The following is a 19,700-nucleotide window of genomic DNA, read 5'->3' as shown; positions in this document are numbered from 1 at the left end:
AAAGGCCGGGACGTTTAGACTATATACATTCAAATAAACGGGTTCCAATGTATGACAACGGCTTCAACTAAGTCTGTTGTCACGAGTCAAATGATGCGGAGGGAGTGCCTGTCATCCAGACAGCGCACTCGCTTCTTTTTTACATTTTTGCATACATATAAGGCATTTCCCGGTCGAAAGGACAGAGTGAGTGGAGCACCTACATGGCACGTACAACTTAGAACTTGTTATTTTATCCTATATTATTGCATCGTTAGCTTCATACGCTGCCCTTGACCTTGCAGGCCGTGTAAGTCAGGCTAACGGGATGGCGCGGAATGTATGGCTTACCTGCGGTGCAGTCTCGATGGGGCTGGGAATCTGGTCCATGCATTTCGTAGGTATGCTGGCTTTTGTTCTGCCTACGAAAGTCTCCTATTCCACCGGTAAGGTTGTTTTATCTGTTCTACTTGCTATTGTCGCGTCGGGGGTGGCCTTGAACATTGCGGGTAGACAATCGGGCAGGATAAGCAGACTCATGATTGCGGGAGTACTGATGACCGCGGGGATCAGCTCGATGCATTATGTGGGAATGGCAGCGATGTCAACTCCGGTTACGTATGAACCAGGCAGAGTGGCGTTATCCATTCTGATTGCAGCGCTTGCTTCATTTGCGGCATTGTGGCTCATGTTTTTCTTCCGTTATCATCAATCAAGACATACCTGGGTTTACAAGATGGGCAGCGGTCTCATTATGGGTATTGGAATCTCTGGCATGCATTATACCGGGATGTCAGCCGCACATTTCCATCATTCACATGGCACGATGGTAAGTTCAGGTATGCAGATTGAGCCAGGCTTTCTCGCCTACTTGATCGCATCCGGCACATTTATTGCTTTGGGCTTGACGTTGTTTGGCATATTTATCAATCAGCGAATGTCACAGAAAGATCGACGGATTCATGAGAATGAGCAATGGTATCAGGCCCTGTATCATAACCATTCGGATGCCATTATTTCAGTGAACAAGGAAGGTATTGTCAAAGGAATTAATGCTGCTGTTACAACAATCACCGGATATCCTGAAAAAGGGGTCATGGATCGTTCCATTGATGAGATCGCTGAGCAAATCGATATAGAGTGGATAAGTGAATTTGATTCCATCGATTGGGATGATCATGGGCTGGAGCAGGCGCACTACATGGCCAAAATGAGAGACATTCAGGGTAAACTTCTGGACCTTAGTATTGTTGTAGTTCCTGTTGTCATTGATGGCAGACATGTGGGAAGTCACATTTTGATCAAAGACGTTACGGAGGAGAAACAGGCTCAGGAGAAGATTCGTCACCAAGCTTTGCATGATCCGTTGACGGGGTTGCCCAATCGGCGCAAGTTGGATGATGTGCTGGCTTGTACGATTCACGATTCAGAAGAAAAAGGGAATTCTTTTGCCGTTATGGTGATGGATATAGATCGTTTCAAGATGATTAATGACTCGCTGGGACATTCCATTGGAGATGTATTTCTGAGAGAAGTCAGCAACCGGATCATGAAAGCCATAGAAGCTTCTGATCCCTTGGCCATGGAGAATGTCATGCTTGCCCGGATGGGCGGTGACGAGTTCACACTCGTTGTGACCCAGGATCAAGCGACAGAAGTACGAGTGGCAGAACTTGCAAAACAGATTGTTGAAGCCATTCAGTTACCTTATCGACTGAAGGAGAATGACTTTTACGTAACCGCCAGCATTGGAATTGCGATGTACCCGGATCATGGAGTTGGCGTGGATGCTTTGCTGAAACATGCGGACTCCGCCATGTATGAAGTGAAGAAAAACGGCAAAAATGGATTCCAATTCTACACTGCCCAACTGGATTCGGAACTTTATGAACGCATTGAGCTGGAGGGTTATCTTCGTAAAGCTTTGGAACGCAATGAGATGGTCCTGTACTATCAGCCACAGATTCGTACCGAGGATAGCCGCATGGTTGGTGTGGAGGCTCTTATACGTTGGAACCATCCACTCAAAGGGCTGCTCGCACCCAATGTGTTCATTCCGCTTGCAGAAGAGACAGGCATGATCTATGAGATTGGCAATTGGACGCTGCGGGAAGCATGCAGGCAGATGAAACTCTGGCATGCCAGTGGCGGACCACTCATTCCGGTATCGGTTAACTTGTCCAGCCAGCAGTTCCACCAATCCAACTTGGTAGAACAGGTCAAGAATGCACTCTTGGAAACAGGGCTGGATGCTCGATATCTGGAGCTGGAAATAACAGAGAGCATGATGATGGATGCAGCCGTATCCACGGCGATTCTTAATGAACTGACAGCACTGGGTGTCAAGATCAGCCTGGATGATTTCGGTACGGGATACAGCTCACTCAGTTATCTGAAGCATTTCCCGATTCACAAGCTCAAGATTGATCGTTCGTTTGTGACGGACATTACAGAGAGTCACAGCGATCAAGCTATTGTGGCGACCATTATATCGATGGCACAGAATCTCAAGATGGAAGTCATTGCGGAAGGCATTGAGACGAAAGGCCAACTGGATATTCTGATGCAGAATGATTGCCGGGAGATTCAGGGATATTATTTCAGTCACCCACTGCCGGCAAGTGAAGTGGAGCATGATTTTTTTGTACCGCTGCGATTGCAGGGTAATGGTACACCACCGGTACCATCCTAATTTTATGTATGCCAAGCGGCAAGTCCCCGTGTATGTCGGGGACTTGCCGCTTTTTTATGTCTTATCTTTTATTAATCATTAATCTCACTCATGATAAGAGCATTTATATTTTCGTTTCGAATAATGATAATCGAAAACCTCACAAAAACTTGCGGTGGTGTTTCTTGCCATCATACGTAAACCAGATCGGTTTATCCTCGACACGTGTCTCCACATGTACCGTACGCCCCCAGAGGCGATACAGATAAGGCATGGTGCGTTCCATATATTTCAGGTCCAACTCAATGCCTTCATATTGATGTTTCAGCACGAGTTCCCCTGTCCGCAGATAATCAGCATCTTGCACGACCAGATAAGGGGAGCCCCCGTTGACACGTGAAAATACGAGCTGATCCCGTATATTTTCCCAGGACTTGTCGGTGATTTTCCAGTCCGGGCCTTTTTTCTCAAATACGTAGAGGTCCAGATCCTCGGTTAATTGCTTGGTCATGTAATTGCGGATAAAGGAGGTATCGGAATCAAATTCACGTACCTCGAACATTTTGGCACGACCTTGCCCCGGTTTGCGGCCCCAACGTTCCTGTTCTTCCCGAGTTGGGTTATCCCAGCGCCGTTCAATATCCTCGAAAATCTTCAGTCCCAAATAATACGGATTCAGACTTTGTTTGGATGGTTGCACCACGGAGGAGTTGAGCTTCGCAAATTCGATTGTATCCTCACTGTTCAGATCGAGCTCACGGATAATGCGTTGATGCCAGTAGGATGCCCAGCCTTCGTTCATGATTTTGGTTTCCATCTGTGGCCAGAAATATAACATCTCTTCACGCATCATACTCATGATATCCCGCTGCCAGTCGGTCAATACTTCGGAGAATTCCTGAATAAACCACATGACATCCTTCTCCGGTTCAGGCGGAAAATGATGGACCTGAATACCTTCAGCGGGTGCTTCTTCCGTCTGCACGTCATCAAGTGACCATAGATCATCATAGCGACCTTCCGGCCGTGGTTTTTTCTCACCGCGCTGCTCCCGCATTTTCATCTCCATGTAGCGTTGTTTGTCCAAATGGCGGGGTTTAATCAGCTGCGGGTCTACATGCTCCTGAATTGCAATCACGGCATCGATAAATGCTTCAACGGCTTCCGTTCCGTACTCCATCTCATAATTGCTGATCCGATCCGCCGTAGCAGCCATGCTTTCGACCATATTACGGTTGGATTTGGAGAAGCGGGCATTGTTTTTGAAAAAATCGCAGTGTGCCAGGACGTGGGCTACGATCAATTTGTTCTGAATCAGGGAATTGCCATCCAGCAGGAAGGCATAACAAGGGTTGGAATTGATGACAAGCTCATAAATTTTGCTGAGTCCAAAATCGTATTGCATTTTCATCTTATGAAATGTTTTACCAAAGCTCCAGTGACTGAATCTGGTAGGCATGCCGTAGGCTCCAAATGTATAAATAATATCCGATGGGCAGATTTCGTACCGCATGGGGTAATAATCCAGGCCAAAACCATTGGCAATCTCCATAATCTCGGCAATAGCGTATTCTAGGTCGCGGATCTCATCTGTCATCCAACGCTGCCTCCTTCCCGTTTCTGGAAAAAGCTGCGCAAAGCTTTGTACACTTCGCCTTTTTCTTTGATCACATAATACATGAACTGATCCATTTTGATATGACGATAAGCCGACATCAGTGTGCTGCTGCGGTTGTACTGATTCACTTCGCCGTATCCAAACATATTGCTACGCTTCATTAACTCGCCGATCAGCTTCACACACCGTTCGTTATCCGAGGTCAGATTATCCCCGTCAGAGAAGTGGAAAGGGTAGATGTTGTAGCTTGAAGGAGGATAACGGCTGTCAATAATATCCAGTGCCTTCATATATACAGATGAGCAGATGGTGCCTCCGCTCTCGCCACGGGTAAAGAATTCTTCTTCGGTAACTTCCTTGGCTTCTGTATGGTGGGCGAGGAAAACAATCTCAACTTTCTCATACTGACGGCGTAGAAAACGGGTCATCCAGAAGAAAAAGCTGCGCGCGCAGTATTTCTCAAACGAACCCATGGACCCGGATGTATCCATCATGGCAATGATAACGGCATTGGATTGTGGAATGATTTTGTCTTCCCATGTCTTGTAGCGCAGGTCATCCGGACTGATGTGATGGATGCCTGGCGTACCCGTCGTTGCATTGCGACGCAGATTCTCCAAAATGGTACGTTTCTTGTCAATATTGGACTGCATGCCTTTTTTGCGAATATCGTTGAAAACTACCGTATGTGTCTCAATCAGGTCTTTGTCTTTCTGCTTCAGATCGGGTAATTCCAGCTCAGCGAAGAGCATATCTTCCAATTCCTCAATACTCACTTCGGCTTCCACAATATCATGACCAGGCTGATCGCCAGCTTTTTCGCCTTTACCGGGTTTCTGCGAAGCAGAGGGATCACGACCGATGACGTCTCCGACCTGACTGTCACCGTCTCCTTGACCAACATGTTTTTGCTTCTGGTAGTTATACACAAAACGGTACTCATCCAGACTGCGGATTGGTACCTTGATGATTTGTTTTCCATCAGACATGATGATGTTTTCTTCCGTAATCAGATCAGGCAGATTCTGTTTGATGACATCTTTCACCTTTTGCTGATGGCGTTGTTGGTCCTGGTACCCTTTGCGGTGAAGCGACCAATCTTCCTTCGACACGACGAACGAGTAAGGCTGGTGTGAATTTGACATGTAGGCACCCCCCATTGATTACGCGGCACAGTTTGGCCTGTCGGTAATTAAGTATATTCACGGGCGAGGACGATATGTGATGAGAGTGGATATAAAATGATACAATTACGCAAGTTCACCTCAAAGGTAAGGTGTGTCGCAGGGACAGAACTGTTCCATTTTTTACAGAAACAGTGAACATGTGTGATATCGTTCCTATACAATAGGAGAAAGAGATCGATCTGGCATCTAATAGAGGTTGTTTAAAAAGTCACTTAGACTTTTTAAACACGTACTAATATAGAGATGCATGTAAAGGAAGGATTCATGTGAATAAAAAGGCGATCAAGGCTTGGATTATGTATGATTGGGCCAATTCGGCTTATGCAACAACAGTACTGGCGGCAGTACTACCTGTATTCTATGCTTCGGTGGCTGCGGCAACGCTGGATACGGATACTGCCGCATCCTACCTGGCCTATACACACTCCATTGGCATGTTGTGCGTAGCTCTGCTAACGCCGCTACTTGGTACATTGGCTGATTTGTCAGGACGGAAGGGTGACTTCCTGCGTGTATTTGCAATCATTGGTGTCCTTGCCACATTGGGATTCAGCGCAATCGGAGAAGGGGACTGGATCCTTGCTTCCGCGTTGCTGGTCATATCTACGATCGGTTTTGCGGGTGGTAACACCTTTTACGATGCAATGCTGCCGGATCTGGTACCCGTGGAAAGAAGGGACATGATATCCTCCAAAGGTTATGCCTATGGTTATATTGGAGGAGGCTTGCTGCTTGCGGTGAACCTGCTGATGATTCAGCAACCGGGCTGGTTCGGGATGAGCAGTACACTGGCAGGCACAAGACTTGCGTTTATCTCCGTCTCGTTGTGGTGGTTGCTGTTCTCGATACCGATCTTTCGCCATGCTCCGAGACGGCCTGCATCACCGGATCTGCCCGGAACGTGGACAGGGTATGCTGCGGTGGGCGTGCGTAGACTGCGCCAAACCTTTCGTCAGATGCGGCGTTTTCCCCAGTTAATCCGCATGCTGGTGGCTTTCTGGTTTTTTAATGACGGCATTAATACCATTATTCTGATGGCTACAATCTATGGGACAAGTATAGGCATAGGCACAGCCGACCTGATGCTCGCGCTACTGTTAACCCAGTTCATCGGGTTCCCGTGTACATTGTTACTGGGAGCATGGGCACAGCGTTGGGGAGCAAAGCAGGTATTAATCGTTAGCTTATCGGTCTACATATGTATTGTGATTCTCGGTTATTTCATGACACAAGCGATCCACTTCTATGTGCTCGCCGGGTTGGTTGGTGTCGTGCAGGGTGTGAGTCAATCCACAGCTCGTTCTCTGTTTAGCAATCTGATGCCAGCTGGCAGAACAGGAGAGTATTTTGGTTTTGTGAATATTACAGGCAAATTCTCTTCAATTTTCGGTCCGTTTGTGTTTGGTTATGTTGGGCAGATCACGGGTTCCACGCGTTGGGGCATTCTGTCGCTAATCTTCTTTTTCGTCGCGGGCATTGCTGTATTGTTAACCATGAAGGTACAGAAGGGGATGCAGGATGCTACACTGGCAGATCAGGAAGAAGAGAGAAATAGGAGTTTCGGAGCTCCTGGAAAAAGTTCAAATGTAAAATTCACCTGATGATTGTCCAACGGTTTTCATAGTAAGCTCCTCAACGGATTACGTGTATGCTTCAGGCATTGTTCTTCATAGAACATGTCCGGAGCTTATTCGCGTTTGTGCAATCAGAAGATAATTGATCATGAATAAGTGCTTAAACGACAGACAGCAGAATACAGTGAAAGAGTAAGAATTTATGAAAAGGTGAAAATAAAAGATTGACATGATACATTTTGTATCATAGAGTAAAACTATAAATACATATTGTATCTGAGAGTTGTCGAATGTAACCATGTGTTTTGCTTCATTCCCGGGTGAACACCCGACGGAATATTGCAAAACGCTGACCTATAGCGTGCATATTACTCGTTTTGCCAAACACAAAGGTAGAGTCTGGTCTATCCCAGCTACATATTTATACTAATGAACAGAGGAGAGGCTGCCATTGATCGATACTCAAGGTAACGGACTTGTTTTCTTACTATGTGTTCCCCGCAGTGGTAGTTCCTTATCCACCGTAATGCTGCAAAATCATAGTCGTATATTTGCCACCCAGGAAATGTGGTTTCTGATGAATCTTGTCGATTTGAACAAGGCTGATTCACGTGCTTATGGTGGCAGCTCCATCATTCGTCAGTTCTACAATGCCATGGTATCCGAGGATGTCTTTGAAAAGGCGTGCAGGAGTTTTGCTCTTGAGATCTATAATGGATTCCTGGAAGGGAGCGGAGCAGACTTCATCGTTGATAAATCTCCACGATACTATTACATGCTGGAATGGCTGGATCGTCTGTTCCCTCAGTCCAAGCGCATTCATCTCCAGCGTAATCCTCTGGCCATAGCAGCATCATTCAAAAAGGTAAACCGCCACACAGGAGAAGGATTCGACCTGACTCATAGTCTGCAGAGCCCCAAATTAAATATGAAATCTGTAGATCTTACACTGGGTATGCTCCGATTGAATGAGTATTTTGCCGAACCACATTCCAATGCATATGAATTGCAATATGAACGATTGGTTTCCAATCCTCAGGAAGAACTTGAGAAACTATGCGCGTTTCTGGGAATTCGATATGAACAGGGTATGGAGCAGTATGGACAGTTTCTGGACAGTGCCAAGTCTGACATGTTCTACAGTATGGGCGTGGGTGATCCATTCCTCTCTTCGCATCAAGAGGCACATCAGGGTTCTGTTAACAACTGGAAAAACATATTAGAACCACATGAAGTTGAACTGTATTGCCGTGTGATGGGGGCAGATCTGTTCCACCGGATGGGATACAGTGAACAGTTGGCAGAAGCCGAACAATGGACGGGTGTACATTATGATGCAAGTCCGGATCAGGAGGTCATTGATCGAATCACGCATCAGTTGACAGCAGCGACCGGTTGCCAGTGGCAACCGCAATACCGAATGCAGCCGGCAGATTCTGTCGTACATGATCCGCTTAGGAATCTTAATGACCAAGTTGTCGAGGAACCGGAAAAGACAGACCCGACGCTAGCTGCACTGGTAACGATCAGACAGCTGCAAGCCGCATTACGGGCAGCAGATCATCGTCTGGAACGGGGTTACAGTGAGCGAGAGCGCTTGAAAGTCCAGCTGGCTTCTGCTCAAAGCAAAATACAGCGTATCAAATCATGGGTACCATTTGGCCATCAGATCAGCGCCTGGGCTTCACAGCGCAAGATTCTACGGGGAGGCAAGTCATGAGCGCCATAGCAGGAATTGTTCACAACGATGGTCAGCAGGCGTTATGGGAAGACAGCTGGCGTCTGTACGCAAGCCTGGGGCATGTCCCTGCGGATACAACAGGGGTGTGGAAAGGCAACGAGGCGTTCCTCAGCTGTCATGCCCAATGGATTACACCGGAATCGGTTAGCGAGAAGTTGCCTTTATATGATGAGGAAAGTGGTCTGACCATCACGGCAGATGCCATTCTGGATAACCGGGAACAACTGGCAGATCAATTACAGATATCCAGAGCTGAACTGGCGATGTTATCGGATAGTGAATTGATCCTGCGTGCCTATCAGCGCTGGGGAGACGATGTGGCTGTTCGATTGCTGGGCGATTTTGTATTCGCGATATGGGATGAGCGGAATCGAAAACTGTATGCAGCGAGAGACATTACAGGCATGAGAGCTTTTTATTACCGACATGATGGTTCACGTTTTGCTTTCTGCACACTCATGAATCCGTTGCTTGGACTTGAAGGGGTACATAAAGAACTTGATGAGACTTGGCTGTCCGAATTCCTTGCCATTCCTGACATGCATGATTCAGCAGATATCAACTCGACCGTATATCGGGGAATAAGCCAGCTACCTTCTGCACATACACTTGTCTTCCGGAACGGGAGACTGGAGCTGAAGCAATATCATCGGTGGAATGAAGTCGAACCTCTAAGGCTGAAATCCGATGGTGAGTATGTAGAAGCGTTTCGGGAGGTCTTTGGGCAGGCGGTTGGATCACGACTACGAACTCACAGGCAGGTGGCTGCTGCTTTAAGTGGCGGACTGGACTCGGGAGCCGTGGTTGGTTTTGCTTCCGGAACACTGAGAAGTCAGGGCAAACGACTGCAGGCCTACAGTTATGTTCCCGTACCGGATTTCACAGATTATACGTCGAAAACGTTGCTCGCAGACGAACGGCCCTTCATACGTTCAACCATTAATCACGTCGGCAATATCACAGAGAACTACCTTGATTTTGAAGGCAGAAGTCCACTCAGTGAAGTAGATACCTGGCTCGACATTATGGAAATGCCCTATAAATACTTTGAAAATTCATTCTGGATTCGCGGATTCTATGAAAAAGCGAGCCAGCAAGATGCAGGCATCCTGCTCACAGGCGCACGTGGTAATTTCACCATCTCCTGGGGGCCGGCTCTGGATTATTACGCCAGTCTACTGAAAAGTGGCCGCTGGTACCGCTGGTTCCGTGAGATGCAGCAGTATAGTGAACGAACGGGCATGCCCTTCTCCCGTATAGCCAAGATCACCGGGAAAAAGGCATATCCGGAATGGTTCAAGGCTCAGTCCAAAGGAGCAAGCCAGGCCGCGTCCGTGCAGTTGATCCATCCTGATTTTGCTCAAAGAACAGGTGTACTGGAAAGACTCAAATCCATTATTGTTCTGCAGGGCGGTGCCCAGGCTGATGCACTCAAAGTACGTGCCGAGAAATTCAATAACCTGGCCATTGCGAACAAAAACGGTGCTGTAGCTACAAAATGTTCTCTGCGTTACCGCGCTTGGGAACGTGATCCGACAAGTGATGCCAGAGTCATCCGGTTCTGTCTGTCCGTTCCGATTGAACAATATGTGAAACAAGGGACGGATCGTTCATTGATTCGCCGGGCTACTTCACCGGAGTTGCCTGACAAGGTCAGACTGAATCAACGGGTACGGGGTGTGCAACCTGCAGATTGGTTACATCGCATCATTCCGAATTGGGATGCCTTTACGGCTGAATTACGTGCTTTGTGTTCTGACAGCAAGGTTGCTGGCATATTAAACACGGAGCGTATCAAGTCTGCCCTGGCCAATTTTCCGAGTCCAAGACCTGAACTTGCTTCGCATCCAGATCTGCGATTGATGATGCATAGTCTGATCGTCTATCGGTTCATTCGGAAATTCTGAATGAGGGCATATGAAAGGAGGTGAATACGATGCAAATGGAAAAAAAGGAATGGCAAGCACCAGCTCTTGAAGTGTTGGAAGTCAATCAAACAATGGCCGGTACTGGCTACAGACAAATTGACTGGATCACGGTTCACGATGCGGATCTGTACGATCCAACTTCCTAAGTTATTTAGTTCCAAAACGTGTCATCATACTTAAAGGGCGGAAATGCAACAAATCCAGCTTTTCGCCTCCGCCCTTATATTGAGCAACATGAATATAAGGGCTTTTTTTACATTTTATTACGAAGGAGGCGTCGTTCATTGTTACCTGTGCATTATGTGGCGTATGGTCTGCGCTGGTCGAGCCAAATTCGAATGCCTGAACTACAGATTGCACCCAAGGATGCGGAGACTGATTTTGATGGCGTGGATGTGCACATCGAGTCTTCTGATCTGACCCCATTGTGGGAGGATTGGGATGTAGGCAACGACAACTTTGTGGCACGGGATGGCAGCCTTTTTTTCAAAATCGAAGATGCAGGCCTGTTTCTAATGGAGCATGGAAAGCGTATCATTGTATCCCCTCAGCCTGGAGCGGACGAGAAAAAGGTCAGATTATTCATCCTGGGCACATGTATGGCTGTCATTATGATGCAGCGTGGTATTCTTCCATTGCATGGCAGTGCTGTGGTTATTGATGGCTGGGCTTACGCATTTGTCGGACATTCGGGGGCAGGAAAATCGACGTTGTCGGCTGCACTGGCATCACGCGGGTATCCGCTTCTCACCGATGATGTTGTCGCACTGACCTGGGATGCCGGGGGAAGAGCCATCGTATCACCTGGTTATCCGCAGCAGAAATTGTGGCAGCCCAGTCTGGATGGTTTCGGCATGAAGGAACAGGATTATGCAACGGTTCACGCAGAGATTACGAAGTATGCGATACCTGTTCAGCACTATTTTCATGAGATGGCCGTACCACTTGGTGGAATATTCGAACTTGCTCCCCAACCGGAGGAAAACCATACATCTGTTCAACTGGTTGAAGTGACGGGGCTAGAACGACTGCATCTGTTATGCTCTCATACGTTCCGTGGTGGACTCGTTGCAAGACAGGGGCTGGCACAATGGTTGTTTGAGACGGCTTCAAGGCTTTCAGCAAGTGTGGAGATTGGCAGATTGGTCAGAACGGGTGCTGAGTTTACAGCATTTGAGATGGTGGATCGGATCACAGATCATATACGTAAAGGAGTGCATACAGGACAATGACAGCGACTACGCCGATGAATGTGGAAGACCGGGTAACCCGGAAGGAAGGCAATCTGGTCAGTGATATGGGCAGTGAGAAAGTCATGATGAGCATTAGCTCTGGAAAATACTACAATCTGGGGAGTACCGGTGGACGAATCTGGGACCTGATCGCAGAAGAACGCACGCTGGGTGAAGTTGTTGAGGTACTTGCTGCGGAGTACGAGATTGAGCCAGATGTATGTCGTGAGCAGGTGGTGCAATTCCTGGAACATCTGTCCCGTGAAGGTTTAATCGACGTTACTCGCGGAGTGTAGAATCATGTTGCGAAAAATAAAGGCTTATCTCTCGCTCCCGCGGTCAATGCGTCGACTGGTATGGGAGGCCTATATCCTCCTTGGCTGGGCACGCATACAGAAGGCTATGCCATTTGCCAAAATCGCGCCAGGGCTGGGTACGCCTATGGTAGAAACACCGATGACAGGACTTGATCGCAGCGAGGTCATTGCTATACGGAATATTTCCAAAGCGATTTCGCTCGCCAGCAAATATACGTTATGGGAAAGCCGCTGCCTTGTAATGGCGATTGCCGGGATGAAGATGCTTGAGCGACGTAAGATAGAGAGTACGTTATACATGGGGACTGCACGGAATAAGCAAGGACATATGATGGCTCATGCCTGGCTGCGAAGTGGTAAATTGATCGTGACCGGAGCTGATACTATGGACCAATATACGGTTGTCGGTGTGTTTGGCAAACGGTGTCCGGAGAAGGGATCTGGGGAGATTGTCTATGATACATGAAAGTGAACTCTATTCATCAGGGTTTCCAAAGGAGCTTAAGCTGATTTTGAGCATGATTAGAGGTGATCTGACGGCTCTATCCCCTGAAGAACTCAAGGCGGGTTTGCAAGGAACCGATTGGCAGCTTTTTCTGCGGCTTGTCTATCATCACCGCTTATACTCTGTCCTTTATTTGAAAATGAAAGAATTGAACTCTGCAATCATTCCTGCAGATGTTATGGAGAGTCTGAGACAACAATATACGGTCAATACGTTCCGTATGTTACATCTGACAGCTGAAATGGAGCAGGTGTGTGGAGCTTTTCGTGAACGCGGTATCCGCAATATTACACTAAAGGGACCAGCGCTCGCCCATGATCTTTATGGCGATGTATCCATGCGAACCTCCAAAGACCTGGATATCCTGATTCCGTTTGATGATGTGGAAGCAGCTGAAGGAATTCTGGCTACCCTCGGATACGTATCCAAGGAAGGGGAGCGGGCACCTACGGTGCGCAGCTGGAAATGGCGGGAACATCATATCTGTTACACCCATCCGGTCAAAAGGACTCAAGTGGAGATCCATTGGCGTCTGAACCCGGATTCGGGGAAAGAAACCGATTTTGAATTGCTGTGGAAACGCAGCCGGTTCAGTTCATACACACAGACACCTGTCCGTATGCTTGAACAAGAAGATCTATGGGCCTATCTCGTAACCCATGGTGCACGACACGGCTGGTTCAGACTGCGCTGGTTACTGGATATCGACCAGATGATCCGCAGCATGCCACTCGATGTGAAGAAAGTAGAGAGACGTCTGAAAGCGGAGGGACGTTTATCGATCGGTTCACAGGCTCTTTATCTGGCTTCGGAGCTGCTGAATACGCCGCTGGATGTAGAGTACAGGTCCTTGATGTCCTTAAGTGACCGTACAGGCAAGCGATTGGCCAGCGAAGGCGCAATGTTCATGAACGACATGCTGGAAAGTCCGGCTGACATGAAAAATTATCAATCGTATCTGTTTAAACTTCGAAGTACGAAACAAAAGTGGTTCTTTTTTATTGAACGTTTGTATCCAAGTACATGGGATGTGGATCAATTGCCGCTTCCACGTTCATTGTTTTTTCTGTACTTTCCGTTACGTCCGTTTCTCTGGTTCTGGCGGCGCATTAAAAGGTATACGGTGACGGAAAGGGGTAAAGTATGATCTCCGAATTAAAGTACTTCATGCGAAAGTTGCATCATGTCACGGGGCCCATTTTATATTGGAATCTGCTGGGGATGATCTGTATCAGTCTCATGGAAGGGATCGGCATCTACATGCTTGTTCCGATGCTGAGTCTGATTGGCGTATTTGAGATGGGCTCCACAGGCTTGAACATTCCCTGGATTGGAGAAGTGTTGAATCGTTTTTCTGAGAATAGCCAATTGTTACTCGTACTGTTCACCTTTGTGTTGATTGTCTCCGGACAGGCCTGGATGCAGCGTCTCCAGACGATCCGTAATACTCGAATCCAGCAGCAATTTGTGCGAACGCTGCGCATGGAAACCTATGGTGCCATTATTATGGCGCAATGGTCATTTTTTCTCCAAAAACGAAAATCCGATTTTAACCATATATTAACCACTGAACTTGCACGTGTGAGCCAGGGAACGAGCATTATGCTGCAAATGGCAGCCTCTCTGATCTTTACGGGTATTCAGATCGGTCTTGCTTTTTGGTTATCCGCCAAATTGACGGCACTTGTGCTGGTCTGTGGATTGTTATTATTTATCGTCTTACGAAAATTCGTCAAGCGGGCCAAGCAGATCGGGGACCAGACCTCTGAATTCTCGCAAAGTTATTATAACGGCATTACCGAGCATTTCAACGGCATTAAGGATATTAAGAGCAACATGCTCGAGCGTTCACACATGAACTGGTTTGAGCGCATGTGCAGACAGATAGAACGCAACGTCATTCAGTTTAGCCAATTGAACAGTGGGACACAGCTGATTCACCGGATGTCCGCGGCAATCATTATTGCGGCATTCATCTATCTTTCTCTTCGTGTAATGACGGTGCCACCCGCAAGTCTGCTGCTCATCATCCTTATCTTTTCCCGGTTATGGCCAAGGTTTACGGCGATTCAGTCCAATCTGGAGTACATCAGCTCCATGCTGCCTGCATTTCGGGTAGTCAGAGAACTGCAAGCGCAGACGGCGAAAAGTCGTGAGATTAGTGCAGAGATTGCTTCGGCAGGAGATGTTGGAACTGATGGGATTCAACCTATGGAACTGAAGGAATCTATCACCTGTGAGGATGTCTGCTATCGCTATGAGGGAAGTGATGCTTACTCATTGAGAAATGTGCAAGCTTCGATTCCAGCAAGGGGTATGACCGCAATTGTGGGGAAATCCGGAGCAGGAAAGAGCACGCTGATAGATCTGATTATGGGCCTCGTGAGGCCTGAATCTGGTCGTATTCTGATTGACGGAGTGCCTCTGTCAGAAGAACGATTATTGAGCTGGCGAAGTTCCATCGGATATGTCTCCCAGGACCCATTCCTGTTTCATACGAGTATTCGTGAGAATCTGCGTCTTGTTGATCCAAATGCAAGTGAAGAACAGATGTGGCAGGCTTTGCAATTTTCCTCCTCTGCGGCATTTGTACGGAAGTTGCCTCAGGGTCTGGATACGATCATTGGTGATCGGGGTATACGTCTATCCGGGGGTGAACGTCAGCGATTGGTGCTTGCCCGGGCTATGCTGCGTAATCCTTCTGTATTGGTACTGGATGAAGCAACGAGTGCGCTGGACAGTGAGAATGAACAGTACATTCATGAGGCGTTAGAACGGCTAAAAGGACATGTGACCATTATCGTGATTGCACACCGATTGTCCACGATTCGGACGGCAGATCGTGTAATTGTGCTTGATGAAGGTCGGGTGATTCAAGAAGGCGGGTACCAGCAGTTATCAACAGATCCGGTAGGGACATTCAGAAAGCTTCTTAATATGCAAGCGGGTGTCGTGGGGCAGTAAGTGAGTGAGTGGACATTAGAAGACGTTCAAACGCGATGGTAGAGCATGTGTATCTTCTTCTCTTTATTCATTTATCGATGGTATAACTGGTAATGGTATCACGTAAAGAGGCGCGCCACGATGGGCGCGCCTTTTATGTAGGTAGTATATTGAGGAAGGATTAATGAACAACAGCTGTTTTTGTAGGAAGCGGCAGTTGAAGAGCACCGATCTGCTCCAAATGCTGTACGATCTCTTGCACGGCTTCCTCAATGGACCATTGCTCTGTATCGATAATAAATGAAGGAGATTTTGGTACATCATAGGGGGCGGAAATGCCTGTGAAATGCGGGATGTCACCATTGCGGGCTTTTTTGTATAGACCCTTGGGATCACGACGCTCACATTCTTGAATTGAACAGCGCACATAGATTTCAATGAAATCATCTGGTTCAAATAACTGTCTAACCATCTCCCGATCCTGTTCATGAGGAGAGATAAAAGCCGAAAGTACAAACAACCCGGCATCTACCATTAACTTCGATACTTCTCCAATTCGCCGCAAATTTTCTTGACGATCCCCTGTTGTAAAACCGAGATCACGGTTCAGTCCATGACGTACATTATCCCCGTCTAGAACATAACAGCGTACGCCTTGGTCGTAAAGATACTGCTCCAGGGCAAATGCAAGGGATGACTTTCCTGCACCTGATAACCCGGTGAACCAGATGGCACGACTACGGTGCCCATTATGTTTCTCCCGGTCCTGTCTGTTGATGCTGGATGATTGCCAGGTTATATTGCGCTCTTCCTTCGACATGAGTATCCCGCCTTTTCCCTACCATGATATGTATAATATTTTAACATATTTACAAGATTATAGCACCTTACAGATTTCTTCAAAATAAGCGTGAATCGACAAAATATCGGGTATAGATGTAGTACATACATAAGCATTATGCATATATCCAAGGAGTTTTTTGCATGAAATGATGTAAAATGCTCACATCGCAGGAGGAACAATGTCATGAACGAAAACATACAAAACATACAAGTTGGATTCAAATGCCCGGATTGCCATCAGGAGGTTCGAGTGGAATTTATAGATGAACAGGTCAGCACAGTTCGTTGTAAAGGTTGTGACAGAGCGTACACCCTTTTGAAGCCAACCATTGGTGATGAAATTCTTCTGGATTGGGAACAGGAGGCGTTATATCACAAGCTGAGAGCAGAACGATCTGAACTGGATAATCACAATATGTCTGCCTTGATTATCAAAGTTATCGAGTTGCTTACATGGCGTGATCGGGGAGATGGACAAACTCGTGCCATACAGACCGTGAGGGAATGGCTTGCCTCCAGTGGCAAACCCCAGACCTTGCTTGAATTGTTCTATCAATCTCCGCCACAACCTGAAAATAAACGTTTTGATCGTTAAGGATTTACATACATTAGCTGTTCCTGTGGCATATTACCTGAAGGTGTTCGTGTGTGCAAACGACTAACCGAATTTTCAGGAACAGGAGCGGATGGAATGAAGCGAATGGTTCTATATATACTGGTGGCACTGTTATCTATCAGTATGGTACCGGCACAGACTGAAGCATCGCCGGTTACCGGAGCATATCACTTTGGCTTCAAAAAAAGTCAAAACGGTCAGCTGCCCTCCATTGATCAGGAAGGCTTCAAATCGATCTTACAACATAACGATGCCATTTTCCTGGGGGATACAAAGCAAAAGGAATTGTATCTCACGTTTGATAACGGGTATGAGAATGGATTCACACCTGCCATACTGGATGTTTTGCGTACCAAGAAGGTGCCAGCTGCTTTCTTTGTGACAGGTCATTATCTGAAAGATCAGCCTGAGTTGGTCAAACGTATGGCGGCTGAAGGTCATATTGTCGGTAATCATTCATGGAGTCATCCGGATATGACCCGCATCTCCAATGAAAAGCTTAGAGAGGAACTCGAGAAGGTCAAGTCGGAGGTCAATCGGCTGACGGGTCAACAAGCGACCTTTTTACGGCCACCGCGCGGGATCTTTAACAATCGTACGCTTGCAGAGAGTCATGCTCAGGGTTATGTGAATGTGTTCTGGTCTGTTGCTTATAAAGATTGGGATACCAATGTACAGCGTGGCGCACAATATGCTCATCAACAGGTGTTGAAACAACTCCATCCGGGTGCTGTTATTTTGCTTCATTCGGTATCCAAAGATAACACGGAAGCTCTGGGTTCCATCATTGATGAGGCTCGCAAGCAAGGATATGCATTCAAAAGCCTGGATGATCTGCGGACCAAAAGTTATTGATCCATTATCATAATGAGCAATGGACCAAGTGTAGGTTTCAAAAGTTTAGCAAAAATATTAAAGGGCATCCTGAGCGTTTAAGCTCGGAATGCCCTTTTTAGTTATATCAGTATGCCAGTCCAAGTATTGGATGTACCCACATACAGATCCAGAAGAAAGGATTGGATAATACGATACGATGTAACGTGTAATACTATAAAACAGTGTTATAGATGATTCCAATCGTTTTCGGGCCGCAGTGACTGCATATTACACACCCAGCAGTGGTTAGTTCCACTCGGGCACCCGTCTGTTCCTGCAAAGACTTCTGCAAGTCCAGCGCATCCTCTTCGGCCATGGTGTGCACAACGATCAGCAGGTCTGGATCGATCTGATCCTTCTGGCTAAGTGTATTATTCAGCATTTGTTCCAGCGCTTTCTCCCGTTTGCCGCGCACTTTATAGGCAGGTGCCATCTTGCCATCTGTTACCCGGATGACAGGGCGAATCTTGAGCAGGCTACCAATCAGGTTCTGCATGCCCGAACAGCGTCCGCCTTTATGCAGATACTCCAGTGTATCGATGACAAATTCGGTGCGTACATTTGGTTTCATCGCCTCAATCAGGTGTGTAATCTGAGTCAGGTTTTGTCCTTTATCGGCAGCATATACAGCTTTCATCACCATCAGCGCAATTCCTGATGAGAGATTCTGTGAGTCAATGACCGATATTCGACCTTCCGGGAATTCGGAACTCGCTAGTCGTGCATTTTGATAGGTAGAGGAAAGTTCAGAAGATAAGCTGATATATAAAATCTCATCCCCTTGATCTATGTAAGGTTGAAATGCCGTCATGAAATCAGCGGGGGAAGGTGCAGCTGTTTTGGGAAGACGCCCATCTTGGCTAACACGTTCATATAGCTGTTCAGGCTTAATCTCAGCACCGTCTTTCAGTGATTCTTCACCGAACACGACATATAAGGGGATGATTCCGATATCGTGCTGCTGGATCCATTCTGGAGCCAGATCACTTGTGCTGTCCGCAAAAATTTTGATTCGTGACATGTCAATCTCCTTTGAAAACAATGATTTTGGCAAAAAATATAGATTATACTTATGTGTAAACCCATTCATTTTAATTATAAGGAAACATGACGCTGATGCAAAGCGTTACATCAGCGTCATGCCTACCAAGATAAGTCCAACGAATAACAGAATCATGATCCCATTTAATATGGTTCCGATAATGGCAAAAACTTTCTTTCGATTCTTGAGGACAAGACCAATAATTCCGACGATGCCTCCGGCCAGATTGAGAATCAGGCAGACCAGGATGGCTAATGAAGCCAGAACCACTGCTGGATGCAAGGCTATCTCTTCTGTCTGCAACGGGGTAAGAACTCCTATGGACTCGTTTACAGCCATGGTGGCAATAAAGAATATCAGAATATAACCCAAGATTGCAACCAACCCAATGACAAAGCTGGCGATTCCAGGTCCGGAATGTTTCAGTGGTACCATTGGTTGCCTCTCATGATCTGACGGGTATGCTTCATACCCATTGTTATTGTATGGATCTGCATGGCCAGGATTCTGATCCGTGTTGTTATAACCTGAATTATAGGAATCGCGATTATCCATAATGTTGACTTGCCTCCCTTAATCATCGTACTGAGTGTTATTAACCTAATCGATGAGTAATTTCTAGCTTCAT

At 46.9% G+C, this 19,700-nt stretch carries 17 protein-coding genes; 12 read left to right on the top strand and 5 right to left on the bottom strand.

Going from position 1 to position 19,700, the window contains the following annotated elements:
* Positions 1–190: 190 nt before the first annotated feature.
* Positions 191–2,671: an EAL domain-containing protein gene (locus QF049_RS14205; protein ID WP_307538201.1), complete on the top strand. Its 2,481-nt coding sequence runs from the start codon at positions 191–193 to the stop codon at positions 2,669–2,671.
* Between the two features lie 139 nt (positions 2,672–2,810).
* Here the strand turns inward: QF049_RS14205 and QF049_RS14200 are convergent, their stop codons facing one another.
* Both QF049_RS14200 and yhbH read right to left on the bottom strand, forming a co-directional pair.
* Positions 2,811–4,247, bottom strand: a complete 1,437-nt coding sequence (locus tag QF049_RS14200; RefSeq protein WP_307538199.1) for a SpoVR family protein — start codon at positions 4,245–4,247, stop codon at positions 2,811–2,813.
* Positions 4,244–5,413 carry a sporulation protein YhbH gene (gene yhbH, locus QF049_RS14195; protein ID WP_307538197.1) on the bottom strand — a complete coding sequence of 390 codons (1,170 nt, stop codon included), beginning with the start codon at positions 5,411–5,413 and terminating at the stop codon, positions 4,244–4,246. The genes QF049_RS14200 and yhbH overlap by 4 nt, the downstream gene beginning before the upstream one ends.
* A 308-nt stretch (positions 5,414–5,721) precedes the next feature.
* Here yhbH and QF049_RS14190 point away from each other — a divergent pair, with 308 nt between their 5' ends.
* The 9 genes from QF049_RS14190 (at position 5,722) to QF049_RS14150 (ending at position 15,716) form a co-directional block, all read left to right on the top strand.
* Positions 5,722–7,056: an MFS transporter gene (locus QF049_RS14190; RefSeq protein WP_307538195.1), complete on the top strand. Its 1,335-nt coding sequence runs from the start codon at positions 5,722–5,724 to the stop codon at positions 7,054–7,056.
* A 424-nt stretch (positions 7,057–7,480) separates the two neighbouring features.
* On the top strand, positions 7,481–8,749 hold the full coding sequence (locus tag QF049_RS14185) for a sulfotransferase family protein (RefSeq protein ID WP_307538193.1): 1,269 nt from the start codon (positions 7,481–7,483) through the stop codon (positions 8,747–8,749).
* Positions 8,746–10,677, top strand: a complete 1,932-nt coding sequence (locus tag QF049_RS14180) for an asparagine synthase-related protein (protein WP_307538191.1) — start codon at positions 8,746–8,748, stop codon at positions 10,675–10,677. The genes QF049_RS14185 and QF049_RS14180 overlap by 4 nt, the downstream gene beginning before the upstream one ends.
* 29 nt (positions 10,678–10,706) lie before the next feature.
* On the top strand, positions 10,707–10,844 hold the full coding sequence (locus QF049_RS14175) for a paeninodin family lasso peptide (RefSeq protein ID WP_174806426.1): 138 nt from the start codon (positions 10,707–10,709) through the stop codon (positions 10,842–10,844).
* A 138-nt stretch (positions 10,845–10,982) separates the two neighbouring features.
* Complete coding sequence (locus QF049_RS14170; RefSeq protein WP_150365755.1) at positions 10,983–11,930, top strand: aldolase; 948 nt, start codon at positions 10,983–10,985, stop codon at positions 11,928–11,930.
* Complete coding sequence (locus QF049_RS14165; protein ID WP_017689560.1) at positions 11,927–12,226, top strand: lasso peptide biosynthesis PqqD family chaperone; 300 nt, start codon at positions 11,927–11,929, stop codon at positions 12,224–12,226. The genes QF049_RS14170 and QF049_RS14165 overlap by 4 nt, the downstream gene beginning before the upstream one ends.
* Before the next feature lie 4 nt (positions 12,227–12,230).
* The gene (locus tag QF049_RS14160) at positions 12,231–12,713 is read left to right on the top strand and encodes a lasso peptide biosynthesis B2 protein (protein ID WP_124113739.1); all 483 of its coding nucleotides are present in this window, start codon (positions 12,231–12,233) and stop codon (positions 12,711–12,713) included.
* A 52-nt stretch (positions 12,714–12,765) separates the two neighbouring features.
* Entirely contained in the window at positions 12,766–13,899 is a 1,134-nt protein-coding gene (locus tag QF049_RS14155) for a nucleotidyltransferase domain-containing protein (RefSeq protein WP_307543256.1), read from the top strand.
* Complete coding sequence (locus tag QF049_RS14150; protein ID WP_307543254.1) at positions 13,899–15,716, top strand: ABC transporter ATP-binding protein; 1,818 nt, start codon at positions 13,899–13,901, stop codon at positions 15,714–15,716. The genes QF049_RS14155 and QF049_RS14150 overlap by 1 nt, the downstream gene beginning before the upstream one ends.
* Before the next feature lie 160 nt (positions 15,717–15,876).
* Here the strand turns inward: QF049_RS14150 and cysC are convergent, their stop codons facing one another.
* Positions 15,877–16,515, bottom strand: a complete 639-nt coding sequence (cysC, locus tag QF049_RS14145; protein ID WP_210107619.1) for an adenylyl-sulfate kinase — start codon at positions 16,513–16,515, stop codon at positions 15,877–15,879.
* A 207-nt stretch (positions 16,516–16,722) separates the two neighbouring features.
* On the opposite strand from cysC, the gene QF049_RS14140 reads away from it, so the two are divergent.
* Together QF049_RS14140 and pdaA are read left to right on the top strand one after the other, a co-directional pair.
* Complete coding sequence (locus tag QF049_RS14140) at positions 16,723–17,133, top strand: hypothetical protein (protein ID WP_091014632.1); 411 nt, start codon at positions 16,723–16,725, stop codon at positions 17,131–17,133.
* A 96-nt stretch (positions 17,134–17,229) separates the two neighbouring features.
* A complete protein-coding gene (gene pdaA / locus QF049_RS14135) occupies positions 17,230–18,009 on the top strand; it encodes a delta-lactam-biosynthetic de-N-acetylase (protein ID WP_124113744.1) in 780 nt (259 codons plus the stop codon).
* Between the two features lie 193 nt (positions 18,010–18,202).
* On the opposite strand, the gene QF049_RS14130 is transcribed toward pdaA, so the two are convergent.
* Together QF049_RS14130 and QF049_RS14125 are read right to left on the bottom strand one after the other, a co-directional pair.
* Complete coding sequence (locus tag QF049_RS14130) at positions 18,203–19,051, bottom strand: DegV family protein (RefSeq protein WP_307538184.1); 849 nt, start codon at positions 19,049–19,051, stop codon at positions 18,203–18,205.
* Positions 19,052–19,156: 105 nt separating this feature from the next.
* Positions 19,157–19,627 (bottom strand): hypothetical protein, encoded by a 471-nt coding sequence (locus QF049_RS14125; RefSeq protein WP_124113746.1) that lies wholly within the window; start codon positions 19,625–19,627, stop codon positions 19,157–19,159.
* Positions 19,628–19,700: the final 73 nt, after the last annotated feature.

The organism is Paenibacillus sp. W4I10 (assembly GCF_030816325.1).
GTDB classification, from domain to species: Bacteria; Bacillota; Bacilli; order Paenibacillales; family Paenibacillaceae; genus Paenibacillus; species Paenibacillus amylolyticus_B.
The sequence above is the reverse complement of the archived record's forward strand: the minus strand, read 5'-3'. Positions and strand labels throughout refer to the sequence as shown.